This window comes from Arcobacter vandammei, assembly GCF_016106035.1.
Taxonomy (GTDB): Bacteria; Campylobacterota; Campylobacteria; order Campylobacterales; family Arcobacteraceae; genus Aliarcobacter; species Aliarcobacter vandammei.
In genome coordinates this window covers 1-15,323 of record NZ_JADKPZ010000002.1, presented here as the reverse complement: position 1 = coordinate 15,323, position 15,323 = coordinate 1, and the positions used below count along the sequence as shown (strand labels likewise).

Below are 15,323 nucleotides of genomic sequence, written 5' to 3'. Positions count from 1 at the left end.
AGTTAAAAACTATATAATCCAATTTAAAATATTATTTAAAGAGTAGAAAATGACATTAGAAGAAGAACAACAGTTTGTAGATAAAATAAAAGAGACTATTTTACCAATTGCCATTTACTTAAATGAGAGCGAAATAAGAAAGATAATTGCTGATGTTGAAGAGGCAAATGAGAATCTTCCTGAAGGTTTTGGAAAAATGCTTTTCGAAAAAATAATTGTGATGAAACAAAACAGATTAAGTGTTAAATAATGCGAGATTTCATAACTTATAAAAAATCTTTAGAGATTTTGGACAATATAAAAATATCTTGTTCAAGTAAAAGAGTATTTATAGCTAATAGTGTAGGTTATATTTTAGCAAAAGATATTATTGCCAATCACAATAGCCCAGAGTTTCCAACTTCAGGTATGGATGGCTATGCTTTCAAGTTTGAAGATATAGAAAATGAGCTTGAAATTATAGATAAAAATCCAGCTGGTTTTGTGGTAGATACTGAAGTTTTAAGCAAAACTTGTATCAAAACTTTTACAGGTTCGCTTATGCCAAAAGGAAGTGATACTTTAATTCCTATTGAAAATGTGGAAGTTTTAGGAAATAAAATAAAAATCACAAAAGCTGTTCCTAAAGGTTTTGCTGTAAGAAATATTGGGGAAAATTACAAAAAAGATGAAATTTTAATCAAAGCTGGAACAAAAATAGGTTTTAGTGAAATTGGAGTAATGGCATCTTTAAATATTGTTCAAGTTGATGTTTTTATAAACCCAACAGTTGCAGTTGCAAGTACAGGAAGTGAGATTTTGGATTTGGGAATTACTCAAACAAATGCTTCACAAATTAGAAGTTCAAATCATCTAACTTTAGAAGCACTTTTTAAACAAAATGGTGCAGATGTTTTACAAATGGGTCCAATAGATGATGATTTTGAAAATATCACAAACTTTTTTGAAAATGCTTTAAAAAAAGCTGATATTGTTGTAACTACTGGTGGAGTTTCAGTTGGGGATTATGATTTAGTTCAAGATGTGATAAAAGATAGGCTAAAAGCAAAAGTGCTATTTCACGGTGTTTTAATAAAACCAGGTATGCATATACTTGTAGCTTTAAAAGATGAAAAAATCATAATCGCACTTCCAGGATTTGCCTACTCTTCAACTATTTGTGCAATTTTATATGTTTTACCTTTGATTTATAAATTTAGAAATAGTAATGAAAAACTTCCATTTGTAAAAGCAAAAATTACTCAAGATTTCAAAAGAACTCAAGATAAAACTATCTTTACAGCTTGTAATGTAGCCTATTTAAACAATGAATATATAATAGATTTTATAGGCAAAAAACAAGGAACTAGCGCTATTTTAACAAATATGTTGGGAAACCCTGCTCTTTTGATACAAGAGCAAGATAGTAGCGATATAAAAAATGGAGATTTAGTGGATATTCTTTTACTAAACAGCTTAAAATAGTGTCTAAACAGCTTTTTTATCCCTTAATTATCATATCTATGATTTTTTGGGGAGCTTCTTGGATTAGTACAAAAGTTCTGACAAATTATGTAGATGCCTATGAAATAGTATTTTTAAGAATGGGAATTTGTTTTTTAACAATGCTTCCTATAATATTTTTTCTAAAAATGAGCTATAAACTAGATTTAAAAACTTTTATTTTAGTAATTTTTGCATCTATTTTTTTAGTTTTATATAGTATTTTTATGTATTTTGGTGTTGAACACGGAACAGGAAGCCTAGGAGGTGCTATGGTTCCTTCTATGATTCCAATTATTACTTATATTTTTGTGGCAATAATGAATAAAAAAACTATTAGTTTAAAACACTCTTTTGCTTTAGTTTTAGGTGCTTTTGGTGTTTTAAATATGATAAATATCTATCAATTTGATATGGAAATTATTTTTAGTAAATATAATATCTTTTTTATAGTAGCATCTATGCTTTGGGCAATTCTTACAATAATTACCTCAAAATCTACAAAAATAAATGCCTTTGTTTTTACTACTTACACATACTTAATCTCTAGTTCGATTTTATTTATTTTTTATGTAGATGAAAATATTTTTGAAAAAGTAGCAAACTATGACTCTATTTTTTGGTTTAATATGTTTGTGATTACTATTTTAAGCACAACTTTTGCAACTTCTATTTACTTTTTTGGAGCTTCTAAGTTTGGAGCAAAAGAGGTTTCATCTTTTGTATTTTTAGTACCTGCTAGTGCAATTATAATAGGAAGTATATTTTTAGGTGAAAAAATAGAGTTTTCAACTATTATTGGAGTTTGTTTCGCGATGATTTCTATATATATTTTAAATAATTTGGGAGTTCCTAAGATTTTTAAAAGAAGAATTAAAAAGCTTTAGCTAGGATTAAAGTCTTAGTTCCAAAAAATAGTTTCCCATTCAAAGTTAGAGATATTTTTTTTCTTGCTATCAAACTCAATTCCAACTAGATAAATATCTTTTTTCTCTTGCAGATATTTTTGGGCATAGTTATTCTCTTTTATCTGCTCTAAAGCATTTTTGCCATCTACTTTAAATTCTATTATAAATATTGCTTGAGGCATAATAATAGTTAAATCTATTCTTCCTCTGTTTGTAACATCTTCACCAATTATATTTAATCCTAAAGATGATAAATAAACATAAACAACACTTGAGTAAAATCCCTCATAATTTTGAATTGGGCTATTTGTAAAATTGTTGTACGGAATTGATGCAAAAACAGACTCTATTGCACTTTTAAATCCATCTAAGTTTTTTTCTCTTAAAGCTTTGCTAAGTGGTTTTGCATTTAAAGTATCATCTTTATATAAATATACGATTATATATTTATTTAAAGACATTTTCACCTCTTTATTTGGGATTTTTAAAGTATAAATAATATCTTCATCTTCATCTATTTGGGTATTTTTTATAGTCAAATACCCTGTTTGATATAAAATCACTTCTAAATCAAGATTATTTATATCAAAACTAGAAAGAAGTTTTTTATCCACTTTTAAATCTGCAAGATTTGGTAAAAAGTAGTTGTTTTTTTCTATTAGTTTCATTAAAAAAGTAGGTGTTCCACTCTCAAACCAGTAGTTATCAAAAATAAAGTTGTTTCTAATAAATTTTAATATAGCAAAAGGGTTGTACATTGAAGAACCTAAAAAGTTGTAACCATTGTACCACTCTTTTAATTGCTCTTTATCTACATCTTTTAAATAAGGTTCAAATGTTGTATCAATATCATTTTGAGTATATCCACAAATATCTCCAAACTCAACATTTAAAGATATATCTTCAATATTATTAAGTCCAGAAAAAATAGAAGTTTTTGCAAACTTACTAACTCCTGTTAGAAAGGCAAATCTTAAGTATTTATCACTATCTTTTATAACACTATAATAATTTACTAAACCATTTCTAATATCATCTGCAATTTGTGGATTTGTGATATTGTCTAAAATTGGTTTATCATATTCATCTACAAGTACCACAACTTTTTGTTCATATTTTTCATAAGCTTGTTTTATAAGCTCTTCAAAACATCTTCTATCATAAATGCTATCAAAACATTCAACACCCAATCTTTTTTCATTGTCTTCTAGTATTTCTTCCCATTTTTTATCTAAATCTGCTCTGCTTTCTAGTCTTCCACCAGCAAAACTAATATGAATAACTGGATATTTAACTTCCCAATTCCATTTATTTTCTATTTCCAAATCAGCAAAATACTCTTTGTTCCCTTCAAAAATATTTCTTAAAGTATCAAGAAACAAAGATTTTCCAAATCTTCTAGGACGTGAAAGAAATACATATTGATAATTTTCTATTAAATCATAAGCAATACCTGTTTTATCAACATATACAAAATCATCTTCTCTTATTTTACTAAATGTTTGAATACCAATTGGAAGTTTTTTAAGTTTCATATATTTATCCAGCTTTTTGTGATTTTCAAAATTTGTCTTGATTATAACCAAACTTGTATAAATCCTATTAATAAAAAAAATCAAGTTTTGCAAGTACGATAATAGTTAGAATAATTTTTGCGATGAGTTCTATATATATTTTAAATAATTTTGGTCTTCCAAGAATTATCAGGAAGAAGAGAGTTTAGAAAATCTAAATAAAATTACTAACTCTATCTTTTAAAAATTCAAATATCTCATTTCCAAATTTATTTAGATTTCTATTTAAGTACATTGGGTGGTAAGTTCTATATGCCAAACCAGTAAACTTTTCAAATCCTTCAAACTCTTTTATATCCAAATGACAGCATTTCCATTCATCGCAATTAAGTTCATCGATTTTTTTATATAGTTTTTTATAATCCCCATTTTGCCTAATTATTGGGTCTATAAAAAGTTTATCATAGTTATGTCCAGTAAAAAATATAATAATCTTTGGCTGAATAATCTCAATCTCTTTGGCTAAAATACCTTTATGAAACTCAATAATTTTAGATAGTGTTTCTTTAGGAGCTTTTGAGATATTTTTTACTCTACTATCATCTCCTAAATCAAATTTAAACAAATTTGTATATACAGGAACGATATTGTTATCATTTATAATCTTTTTTATATATTTAAAAAATAGATTATTCATAGTAAGATAATGCTTATCCATAAAATCTTTATAAATATTCATCTGTCCAACTATTCCTCTAGTACAAATATCTTCCCAATTTCCATACCATTCATTTGTTTCTTGTCCTATAAACATAATATCTGTATTTATATTTTTTGCTTCAAGGCTTATCAAATGTGCAGATGAGTATTTTTCATTTATTTTAAAGTTTAAAAATTTATCTTCATAAAACTCTTGTAAAAGTTGCTGTTTTATTTTCATTTTAATCTTAAATCCATTTAGTTGATATTTGTTTTCCTTTTTCATCGTATGTATAAAGCATTTTGCCTTTTTTTATACTCACAGTGCTATTTGTGTAACCCATTAATTTATCACCATTTTTTTGTTTATATTCTTTTGTAAATATTTGTCTTCCTTTTTCGTCATATACATGAACAAAATTAGTTTTTTCTATTGCACTTCCTATTGCCATAATAACCCTTTATTCTAAATTTTACTAACTATGGTTAATTAAAAGACGATTTTATTATTTATGCTATTGGATAAAACTTAACTATAGTTAGTTTTAGTACATTATTCATAAATGACTATAGTCATTTGTTACAAGTTTTCAATATTTCTATACTTATGGTAAGTTTAACTATAGGTAGGTAAGATGAAAGAGTGCAGTATTACAGATAAGAATATTGAAGAGATTTATAAAAAAATTGGTGAAAATGTTAAAAATATAAGAACTTCAAAAAATATCTCAAAAAGATATAAAATAAGAGATTAAAGGCTACAAGCCTTTAAATCTCCACTATAAAACCCTTTTTTAAGTGCTTCCATTCTTTGATTTGAACTTCCATGAGTAAATGAATCTGGAACTACATAACCCTGAGCTTGTTTTTGCAAAGTATCATCACCTATAGCACTAGCAGCTCTAAGCCCTGCTTCTAAATCACCCTCTTCTATTGAGCCAAAAATTGCTTTTGAGTGATATGCCCAAATTCCTGCATAACAATCAGCTTGAAGCTCAACTTTTACTTGAAGAGCATTTTGATTAGTTTTTGAAACTCTTTGTTTTTCACTTTGAACCTTATTTAAAGTTCCAAGTAGATTTTGAACATGATGTCCTATTTCATGGGCAACTACATAAGCTTGTGCAAATTCCCCTGGGGCTTTATATTTTCTTGCTAACTCATCAAAAAAAGCTAAATCTAAATATACTTTTTTATCAACAGGACAATAAAAAGGTCCAACTTGAGAAGATGCAAAACCACAAGCACTACTTACTCCACCTCTAAAAAGTACAAGTTTAGCATCACTATATTGGTATCCATTTTTTCGCAAAACTTCTCTCCAAATATCCTCTGTTTGAGCCAAAACAGCACTTACAAATTGTGCTTGTTTATCATCAAGTTCTTGATTTGCAACTTTTTGTGTTTGAGCTTGTGTAGTTGCTCCTCCATCCAAAAAAGTAAGTGGATTAATTCCAAAACCAAAATATAAAACAGCACCAATAACTAAAATTATTCTTCCAAAAGTTGTTCCTATCAAACTTTTTATTATTGGTAAAAGCGATACAATAGAGCCTCCACTAGTACGACTACCAAAACTTTGACTCTCATTTCTTCTATCTTCAATATTTGAAGATCTTCTATTGTCTTCCCATTTCATTTGTAATCCTTAAAATTTAATATTCTTAGGTAAATTTTGCCTACCATTTTGTATAATCTTCATTATCTTTAGCAAAACTTTTTGAATTAAAACCTATTTTTCCAGTATTTTCAGGCTCTTTATTCAGCAAATACTTTTCCGATATTTTTTTATTTGCTTTTACACCCAAATCCAAAAACTTTTCTGCTCTTGAGATTAAATTTCCTCTACCAGAACTAAGTTTATTTAAAGCTTTTTGATAAACTTCTTGGCTTTTATTTAAATTATTTCCAATAGCTTCCATATCTTCTATAAACCCTACAAATTTATCATACAAATCTGCTGCTTGCTTTGAAATCTCTTTTGCATTTTCATTTTGTCTGCTATCTTGCCAAAGATTTTCAATAACCTTTAAACTAGAGTACAAAGTTGTAGGAGAAACTAGCACAATATTTGATTTCAAAGCAGTTTCAAAAAGAGTGTTATTTGAAATAGCCAAAGAAAAAGCCCCTTCTATTGGAATAAACATCAAAACAAAATCCAAAGTTCTAAGCTCTTCTAAACTCTCATATTTTTTTGAACTTAAATCTTTTATATGATTTTTTATTGAAAGCATAAGCCTTGAAATATGTTCATTTTTTTGCTCCTCATCTTCGCTATTAAAATAATCAACATAAGAGTTTAGTGAGAGTTTTGAGTCAATTATCACATCTTTATTTGTAGGCAAATGCACTACTACATCAGGTCTTAGAGTTTGTCCATCACTATTTTTATATGAACTTTGAGTTTTATACTCTATATCTTTTCTAAGACCAGATTGGTTTAAAATAGACTCTAAAATCATCTCACCCCAATCTCCTTGAATTTTACTTTGCCCTTTTAAAGCCTTTGCTAGATTATTTGCATCATTTGAGATTTGATTATTTAACTCTTTTAGGTTTTTTATCTCCCCTAAAAGCGAAGTTCTTTGCTTTGTCTCTTCCGTAAAAACTTCATTTACCCTATTTCCAAATAGGTTTAATTGAGTTTTAAAAGGCTCTAAAATCTGATTTATATTTTGGTTTGATTTTTTTGAGTTCTCTTCAAAAATTTTTGAAGTTATGTTTTCTATTTCAGCTTTTAGTAAAGCTTGATTTTCCCTATTTTGAGCCATTGAAGTCTCTAAAAACTCTTTTTCAAGCTCTAAAGTTTTAATTTTACTTTTATATTTTTCAACCACAAAAAACAAAATAGTTGCAAATAATATAAAAACTATTGCAACTATTAGATAAAAGTTTGTGCTTTCAAACTCAAAAATCATATAAATTTCTCTTTTTCAACATCATATCCAAGCTCTTTAAATCGCTCTATTAAAGGCGGATGAGAGTAGTAAAAAAAGATATAAAGCCTATGAGAATATGGAAAACTTTTATTCTCATTTGCTAATTTTAAAAGTGCATTTACCAAATCTTCTTTTGAAGCCAACTTTGAGCCAAATTCATCTGCTTTATATTCATTGTGTCTTGAAATAAGTGAGATTAAAGGCATCAAAAAGAAACTTAAAGCTGATGAAAAAATCAAGAAAATAGCAATTATACTAGATGGTTCACTATTTAATCCAAGTTGTAAAAATAGCTCTTCACTCAAGTTTCCAAAAAGTGCAAAAAAGAAAAACATAACAAAGCCCATAATTCCTATGTTTTTAAGAATATCGCCATTTTTAAAATGCCCTAATTCGTGTCCTAAAACAGCAAGAAGTTCATTGTGAGTTAATTTTTCAACCAAAGTATCAAATAAAACTACTCTTTTTGTGCTTCCAAGTCCACCAAAATAGGCATTTAATCTACTATCTCTTTTACTTGCATCAACACTAAAAACTCCGCTACTTTTAAAACCAACTTCCTTTAAAAGAGAGTTTATTTTCTCTTCAAGCTCAACATCTTTTAGCTTCTCAAATTTATCAAACATTTTATCTCTAATCACTGGATAAAGCATATTTATCAAAATAATAACTGCAAAAATAAATACAAATCCAAAAATCCACCAAGTAGGAAAATTTAAAATAATATAAGCAATTCCTGCAATTACAAGTGAACCAAGAATCAAAGTAAGAAGTGCCGATTTTATAGTATCTTTTATATATAAAGCTGGTGTTATTTTTGAAAAACCATACTTTTTATCTAGTTTAAAAGTTTGATATAAAGAAAATGGAAGATTAAAAATATAATTAACAAGAATAAAAATATCTATAAAAATAACAGCTTTTAAAATTTGAGATTCCACTACTATTTGACTATCTAAAAATTTAAGTCCAAATCCCAACCAAAAAATAAAAATAATAAAATCAACAAAAGAGCTAACAAGAGCTAACTTCTCTTTTTCAATACCATAATTTGCTGCTTCATGGTATTTTGAAGTGCTTAAAATAACTGCTCTTTTTCTCTTATTATCTTTTATAAATCCAATTTGCATAAAAGATGTATAAATAGAAAAAAAGAAGTAAAAACAGTAAGCTATAACAAAAAATTGTAACAAATTTAAATCCTTTTTTATAAAATAATTTTATATTTTAGTCAAATTTTGCTACAAAATCTTTTAATTTGGCTAGTAGATTTCTATCTTTAGTAAAATATACCATATCAATAGTCTCTTCAAAAGATTTCTTTGTAAAATTTAGACTTCCTATCATAGCTAGTTTGTTGTCAAAAATCATGATTTTTAAGTGCATTTTTTTATCTTCAGATAAGATTACTTCTACTTTTGATTCTTGCAACATCTCATAAACTTCATCATCATCTTCAACTTTTTCTTTATCTAGTAAAACAGTAACTTTTACACCATTTTTTGAAGCTTTTATCAAATCTTTTGCGATACTTTTATAAGAAAAATTATACATCGCTAGAAAAATTGACTCTCTTGAACTTAAAATCTCATATCTTATTTTCTCTTTTAAAAAACTAGACTCTTGCGGTAAAATAAAAGTTTCACTTTGAATAAAATTTGGATTTGAGTATAAATTTACTACAAATAGTAAGATTAAAAATAGTTTTTTCATTTAATTCTCCAATATTTCAAATATATGTGTTGGAATTTTTGCTGGTTTTCCATGCTTTAAAAAAGCCAGTCTAAATTCTGCTTCAAAAATAAGCTCAGTTTCTCTAAAAATCTCTTGCTTCATAAGAATAGAAGCTGATTTTTTCTCTATAAGATTTGTTTTAACTTCCAAAATATCTGCAAACTTTGCTGATTTTATCCAGTTTGCTTTACACGATTTTACTACAAAAAATTCACTATTTGAGTGTGGAAGAAGCCCCTTTTTAAAAAATAGTTCACTTCTTGCTCTTTCGCAAAAATTCAGATAATTTGAGTGATACACCATATTTCCACAATCTGTATCTTCGTAATATATTGTAATTTTCAATTATAAACCCCTTTATATCGTGCTTTTAATTTTATTTATTAAATTAAGGGACAAAAAAAGGGACAATCTTTGATAATTTATCCAATCTTTCATCTTTATTCTAATGTTATTGATACATCTTTATGACCTAGCATTTTTGAAACCCAAAGAATATTATATCCCGCTGAAATCATCATACTTGCAAATGTATGCCTAAGATTATATAATCTTCTTTCTTTAATATTTATATCTCTTAAAAGTTGTCTAAATCTTTTACCTATAATATCATGAGAATAAAATCTTTTATTATGACTTTATTTTAAATAAATATATATTTCTATTATTTTAATTTATTTTTAGATAGGATACAATAATTTTAAAAGTTACTAAAATAGGAATTATATGGGAAATATTTATCAAGTAGTGGAGAAAGGCTCTATAAAATGTGCTTGTGGTGGAAAAGTTGTTTTAAAATCTTCTTCACCAAATATGGTAATAGGAGATTCCAAACCCCTATATTGGAGAGATTTACTAGGGGCAAATATAATAGGTTGCCCAAGTAATAGCCCTTGCACAAAAGTATCTACAATCACAAGTTTAGGAACAGAGAAAAATGTAGCAGATAGTTATAGTAGTTTTTTATTAAGAACAGATGGTTTTAAATCTAACAAAGGAAGAGAGATTGTTCTTATAGATTCTGGTCAGCATACTTCTTCTATTCCACCTACTCCTACATCTGAAAATAGTGTTGTTGATTTTGAAAAAGATATTATAGAAACTTCACAAGAAGATAGAAAAAAGATACATAGCACAAAATATAGACTATATTTATTAAGAAGAAGTAAAGATGAGTTAAAACCTTTAAGACCAACAAGAGCATTTAGAAATTCAAAAGAGACAAGTCAAATAGAAGAAGAAACACTACTTACATATCAAGTATATACACATACATTTGCATATTTATATATAACTCAAGAGAGTATTATAAAAGAGTATAAAGTAGCATATAAGGGACAAGCATATAATGAAACATTTCTTGATATATACTTTATAGATGAAAATAATCATAAATTAGATTTTATTCCAATAGAAAAAGATAATGAGATAAAAATATCTTATAGTAATTTTAAACTAAATATTACTAAAGATAAATCTATAATAGATAAATTAGATAAAACTACTATAAAACCATCAAATATAGGGAATATTAAAGAGAAAGCTTTTTATAGTACACAAGCTAGTAGTTTAAACTTTAAAAGTTTAGATATAAAAGAACCTATCTTTGAAAGCTATTCAAATCATAAACCAAATTTAAAGAGTGATAAAAACATAAATATTTTTTGTGTAATAGATGATATATTAGGAGAGATTGAAGATAGATATTTTGAACTAGAGAATAGTTTTAAGTATGCTTATAATAATAATTATAAAAATATAAAAGTAGTTCAACAACAAAACAGTTATCCTTTTACTATAAGCAATATAATAGAACAGTTTTATATTGATACTAATACACAAAAAGATTTTGAAAGATTAAAAGAGATATATAATAATCTAGTAGAGATTTTTTTATCAAACGAGAAATATATAAATATCTTATTTCCAAAATCTAATGGAGATTTGTCTTGGATATTTGAAAAAGATAAACACTATGTAGGGTTAAACTATTTAAATAAAGTAAAAAATAGATACTATTTTTTCTTTGATGAATATGAAACATCAATGCACTATGAACAAGGATTCTCAAATAAATCTGAGTTTTATACAAAATACTATGGTTGGAAATATGTTGTAAATAATACAAATAAATCAAATATATCTTTAAGTAATAGTAATTCAAAATATACTTTAGTAAAACAAAATGCAAATGAATTACTTGCTGCTTTAATATTTACTGTAATTTTTACACTAGATGATGATTTAGAAACAGTTTTAAAATCAAATGAAACTTATAGCAAAATAGATAAATTTAGATTAGAATTTGATGAAATATTAGATAAATTAAAACCTATACCATTTATACCTGATAATAAAAAAAGAGATATAGTAAAATATATAGAATCAAATGAAATATATGCAAAAATACTAAATAGACATCAATTTAGAGCTTCAGATTCTTATTTACAAGATTATAAAAATTTAGATATTAAAAACTCAAAATACTCTTTTAGTCAAAAAGGTGAGAAATTTTCAAAAATTATTAGTTCAAAATATTTATATTATGAAGATTTTAATTTTCATAAAAAAACAGATGAATTTGAATATCCTAATGAATTAATGAAAGAAATTCATAATAAATTAAAAAGTGAAGATTTAAAAGAACTTTTAGTAATTTATAATGAAATAAAAAATACAGATAAGATAAACTATATTATTGGAGCAAAAAATATAGTTTATTTACTTTGTGCCCAAAGATTGAATTTAGATGAAGAGTCTATTTTTAATAATATTTTTCATAAAGACTTAAATCATATTTTAGAGTATTATCAAAAGATAATTGAAAGAATGAAAAAAGTTGAAGAAGATGATGAAGATATTAATAATGAAAATGATGAAATAATAGGAGATAAACTAACAAATAGAGATATTGCTAAAATAAAAATCAACTATAAAATATCTAGCTTTCTATCAAATATGATAGCAAAGTCATACTACTTTGCAATACTTCAAGATACAAACTCAGATTTTCATAAAAATGCAAAGAGTTTTATAGATTATGATGTAGATTATGATAAAAAATTACGAAATAATGAAGAGAAAAGAGATAAATTTAAATATGTAGAACAAACAAGATTAAGTCTTATTCTTTTAGAAAAAATAAAAGATGTTGAAGCTGTATCAAGTGGAGTTGAAAAAATATTAGATGAAATTATAAAGGGTAAAGATGAGCAGTATAAAAATATAGTAGAAAGATATCTTGCAGGACTAAAGAGTTTCTCAAACACTATTGCATTTTTAAAAATAATAGATTTTTCTATAAATAGTGAAAAGAATATAAAAGATTATAGTCAATTTGCAAATGATACAGTAACTTTATATATATTTACTTCTAAGTTTTTAGCAAATCAAACTAAAATAGATACTAAAACTCTTTTAAGGTTTTCAACTGAACTTGCAAATAAAAAAACAAACTTATTTGTAAGCTTAGACTTTTCAGCAAAAGTCAATATAATCACAATAATAATAATTGCAACATTTGATACAAAAAAATATTATGAAAATGATGATTATGATGCAATGGCTTTAAATTTAATGCTTACAGGTATGAGTTTGATTATAGCCTTATCAATAATGCCACTACCTACAACAATTGTTATTTCTATATTCTCAATAATTTTAGGTATAACTTTAAATCAAATAGTAGATAGTGAATTAACTGTATTTCTAAAAAGAACTATATTTAATAGACAATTAGGATCAGGAAAAAAATATTATTTGCAAGATTTATATAATGTTTATTTTAATGATAATAAAACATTTTATCCATACTATTTAGGAAAAGCACTAAAAGATGAAGATTTAGGATTTACATCTTCAAAAGAATTAAAAAACTTTATAGGTAAAAACTATAAAACTTATGAAAAAGAGTTTGAACTGGCTTTTAAAAATGAATTACAGTTTTTATATACTACTTTGGTTGGGTTGAAGTTGGAAATTGATGAAAGAGAGAAAACAATATCTAAAAAAGTAAATGGATTTTTACAAGATATTAATAGAAATCTATATTGTAAAACTTATTTGAAAATACCAGAAACACTAATTGATGATGATACAATATTTTTATTAAATAATATAAACTATGATGTAAAAAATAACAAATTTTTTGAGAAACCTGATAAAGTTGACTATTACTTATTTGATTTACAGCCATATCATAATGAAACTATAAAAATAAATACAATAATTGTTAAATCTTCAATGGTAGATTTAAAATATCAGTTTGAATTTTATTTAGATTTAACACAAGATCCAAGACATAAAAATAGTTTAACTATAAAAAACTTTAAACAAATAAATTTTGAAGAATAAAAAAGGAAAGATAAATATGAATAATATAATTAAATTAATAGCTTTAGTAATAATATCTTTAAGTTTTACTGCTTGTGATAATAAAAAGAAATCTAACTATGTAACTGAATATAATAAAAAACATCCAAAATCTGTTATAGAACCATTATATTGGGATGGAAAAGAAAAACTATTCTCTAATTTTGACCAAGAATTAGAAGCAGGAGCAAACAGGGCTTATGATATATCAATATCTTTGTATGAAGAAAATAAATTTGAAGAAGCAATAAAGTATCTTGAATTTTCAGATTATATTATTCCAACAGCAAAAAACTCAGACCAAGCTTGTATTATATTTCAAGATATAAAAAAGTTTGAAGAAGCTATTCCTTGGTGTAAACAAGCTTATGAGTTAGGAAATGAATTAAGTTTAGTTGGACTGGCTTTAGCTTATAGAGGAGTAAAAAACTATGATGAAGCTATAAACTATTTAAATATTGGAATTGAAAAAAATATTAAAAACTCTTCAAATGTTTTAGGTTTAGTCTATTCTGAAAAAGGAGATTATAAAGAAGCAGAAAAATGGTACTTAAAAGCGATAAAAGATGAACCATACAATTCAAGAGCTCATAATAATATTTCATCTTTTTATATTGAAGATTTAAAAGACAATGTAAAAGGAGCAGCACACGCAATTGCAGGAATAGATAATGTATTTGATGTATTAAGTGTTTCTGATCTATTGATTATTGAATATAAAATTCCCTTAGAAGATTTACAAGAAGCTTATAAACTACAACTAACTTCTCCAGATTTTCCAATAAGATTTAAAGAAAAAGGTAGAAGAGTTGGATTTTTAACAAAAGAAGATTATCAAGAAGTAATTGATGATTATCACGAAGATAAACGAAGAGAACAAGAGACTATAAAATATGAAGAAGCTCAAAGAAGAATAGCAAAAGAATTTAATGAAAGAGTTCAAAGAGATATAGAAGAAAAAGAAAAACAACAAAAAGAAAATGAAAGGTAAAATAAAGAATGTTAAATATTAATTTCATTAAAACAAAAATAGTATATCGTATATACATAACTCTAGGTATAGTCTTAATGGTAATTTTATTGGAACCAAAATTGCTTCTCACAGGAATATTTGGTTTTATAATATCAATGATTCTTTCACTTCCCTTACTTTTTTTTATAAACTATCTATTTGTAGATAAGAAATGTATAATTTTTAGAAATAGTGTACTTTCTATTAGAAAACAGATATATTTTGATGAGATTATTAGTGCAACTATACAAGAAAAAAATTTAATAAAATTTGTATATAAAATAAATGATAAAGAAGAAAAAAAATACTTTCGTTTAAACTTTATTTTGGATAAAGATAGAGAAACTTTATATAAAATACTATCAAATAAATTAGGCAATAAATTTATAAATAATATTAAAAAAGAAATTAATAAATAAATATGTCTTCATTAAATGATTTACTAAAACCCATAAGACCAACAAGAGCATTTAGGAATTTAAAAGAGATAAGTCAAATAGAAGATGAAACACTACTTACATACCAAGTATATACCCACACTTTTGCTTATTTAGGCTTAATGAAAAAAATGGGTTGCTAAATTATCATTTTTTATTATAGTTACTTAGATATTCATCTATAAGTTTTATCTTTCTTTTTTTAGCTAATCCTTGATGTAATTTTG

General features: G+C 25.4%; 16 protein-coding genes. 7 read left to right on the top strand and 9 right to left on the bottom strand.

What is annotated here, in order from left to right:
* Positions 1 to 49 precede the first annotated feature (49 nt).
* Genes IQC44_RS01210 through IQC44_RS11755 form a run of 3 tightly spaced genes read left to right on the top strand, consistent with a single transcriptional unit; the run spans position 50 to position 2,369 of the window.
* Positions 50 to 250, top strand: a complete 201-nt coding sequence (locus IQC44_RS01210; RefSeq protein WP_198304377.1) for a hypothetical protein — start codon at positions 50 to 52, stop codon at positions 248 to 250.
* A complete protein-coding gene (locus IQC44_RS01205; RefSeq protein WP_198304376.1) occupies positions 250 to 1,464 on the top strand; it encodes a molybdopterin molybdotransferase MoeA in 1,215 nt (404 codons plus the stop codon). Before IQC44_RS01210 ends, IQC44_RS01205 begins: the two co-directional genes overlap by 1 nt.
* Positions 1,464 to 2,369, top strand: a complete 906-nt coding sequence (locus IQC44_RS11755) for an EamA family transporter (RefSeq protein ID WP_198304375.1) — start codon at positions 1,464 to 1,466, stop codon at positions 2,367 to 2,369. Before IQC44_RS01205 ends, IQC44_RS11755 begins: the two co-directional genes overlap by 1 nt.
* A 14-nt stretch (positions 2,370 to 2,383) precedes the next feature.
* Here IQC44_RS11755 and IQC44_RS01195 read toward each other — a convergent pair whose 3' ends face one another.
* From IQC44_RS01195 to IQC44_RS11790, 9 genes are all read right to left on the bottom strand, one after another.
* A complete protein-coding gene (locus tag IQC44_RS01195; RefSeq protein ID WP_198304374.1) occupies positions 2,384 to 3,925 on the bottom strand; it encodes an ATP-binding protein in 1,542 nt (513 codons plus the stop codon).
* A 193-nt stretch (positions 3,926 to 4,118) separates the two neighbouring features.
* Positions 4,119 to 4,844 carry a uracil-DNA glycosylase family protein gene (locus tag IQC44_RS01190; RefSeq protein WP_198304373.1) on the bottom strand — a complete coding sequence of 242 codons (726 nt, stop codon included), beginning with the start codon at positions 4,842 to 4,844 and terminating at the stop codon, positions 4,119 to 4,121.
* Between the two features lie 7 nt (positions 4,845 to 4,851).
* On the bottom strand, positions 4,852 to 5,055 hold the full coding sequence (locus IQC44_RS01185; protein WP_198304372.1) for a hypothetical protein: 204 nt from the start codon (positions 5,053 to 5,055) through the stop codon (positions 4,852 to 4,854).
* A gap of 299 nt (positions 5,056 to 5,354) precedes the next feature.
* Entirely contained in the window at positions 5,355 to 6,242 is an 888-nt protein-coding gene (ypfJ, locus tag IQC44_RS01180; protein WP_198304371.1) for a KPN_02809 family neutral zinc metallopeptidase, read from the bottom strand.
* 40 nt (positions 6,243 to 6,282) lie between these two features.
* Positions 6,283 to 7,521 carry a DNA recombination protein RmuC gene (locus tag IQC44_RS01175; protein ID WP_198304370.1) on the bottom strand — a complete coding sequence of 413 codons (1,239 nt, stop codon included), beginning with the start codon at positions 7,519 to 7,521 and terminating at the stop codon, positions 6,283 to 6,285.
* A complete protein-coding gene (locus IQC44_RS01170) occupies positions 7,518 to 8,735 on the bottom strand; it encodes a M48 family metallopeptidase (protein WP_198304369.1) in 1,218 nt (405 codons plus the stop codon). The genes IQC44_RS01175 and IQC44_RS01170 overlap by 4 nt, the downstream gene beginning before the upstream one ends.
* Positions 8,736 to 8,769: 34 nt before the next feature.
* On the bottom strand, positions 8,770 to 9,255 hold the full coding sequence (locus IQC44_RS01165; protein ID WP_198304368.1) for a phospholipase D-like domain-containing protein: 486 nt from the start codon (positions 9,253 to 9,255) through the stop codon (positions 8,770 to 8,772).
* Positions 9,256 to 9,621 carry a YbgC/FadM family acyl-CoA thioesterase gene (locus IQC44_RS01160; protein WP_198304367.1) on the bottom strand — a complete coding sequence of 122 codons (366 nt, stop codon included), beginning with the start codon at positions 9,619 to 9,621 and terminating at the stop codon, positions 9,256 to 9,258.
* A gap of 95 nt (positions 9,622 to 9,716) precedes the next feature.
* Positions 9,717 to 9,881 carry a tyrosine-type recombinase/integrase gene (locus IQC44_RS11790; protein WP_420837843.1) on the bottom strand — a complete coding sequence of 55 codons (165 nt, stop codon included), beginning with the start codon at positions 9,879 to 9,881 and terminating at the stop codon, positions 9,717 to 9,719.
* A gap of 121 nt (positions 9,882 to 10,002) precedes the next feature.
* Between IQC44_RS11790 and IQC44_RS01150 the strand changes: the two genes are divergently transcribed.
* The 4 genes from IQC44_RS01150 (at position 10,003) to IQC44_RS01135 (ending at position 15,239) form a co-directional block, all read left to right on the top strand.
* Positions 10,003 to 13,629 (top strand): ligand-binding sensor domain-containing protein, encoded by a 3,627-nt coding sequence (locus IQC44_RS01150; RefSeq protein ID WP_198304366.1) that lies wholly within the window; start codon positions 10,003 to 10,005, stop codon positions 13,627 to 13,629.
* Between the two features lie 16 nt (positions 13,630 to 13,645).
* Complete coding sequence (locus IQC44_RS01145) at positions 13,646 to 14,638, top strand: tetratricopeptide repeat protein (RefSeq protein WP_198304365.1); 993 nt, start codon at positions 13,646 to 13,648, stop codon at positions 14,636 to 14,638.
* Positions 14,639 to 14,715: 77 nt separating this feature from the next.
* Positions 14,716 to 15,078, top strand: coding sequence for a hypothetical protein (locus IQC44_RS01140; RefSeq protein WP_198304364.1), 363 nt, complete (start codon positions 14,716 to 14,718; stop codon positions 15,076 to 15,078).
* Between the two features lie 2 nt (positions 15,079 to 15,080).
* Positions 15,081 to 15,239: a hypothetical protein gene (locus tag IQC44_RS01135; RefSeq protein WP_198304363.1), complete on the top strand. Its 159-nt coding sequence runs from the start codon at positions 15,081 to 15,083 to the stop codon at positions 15,237 to 15,239.
* Positions 15,240 to 15,323: the final 84 nt, after the last annotated feature.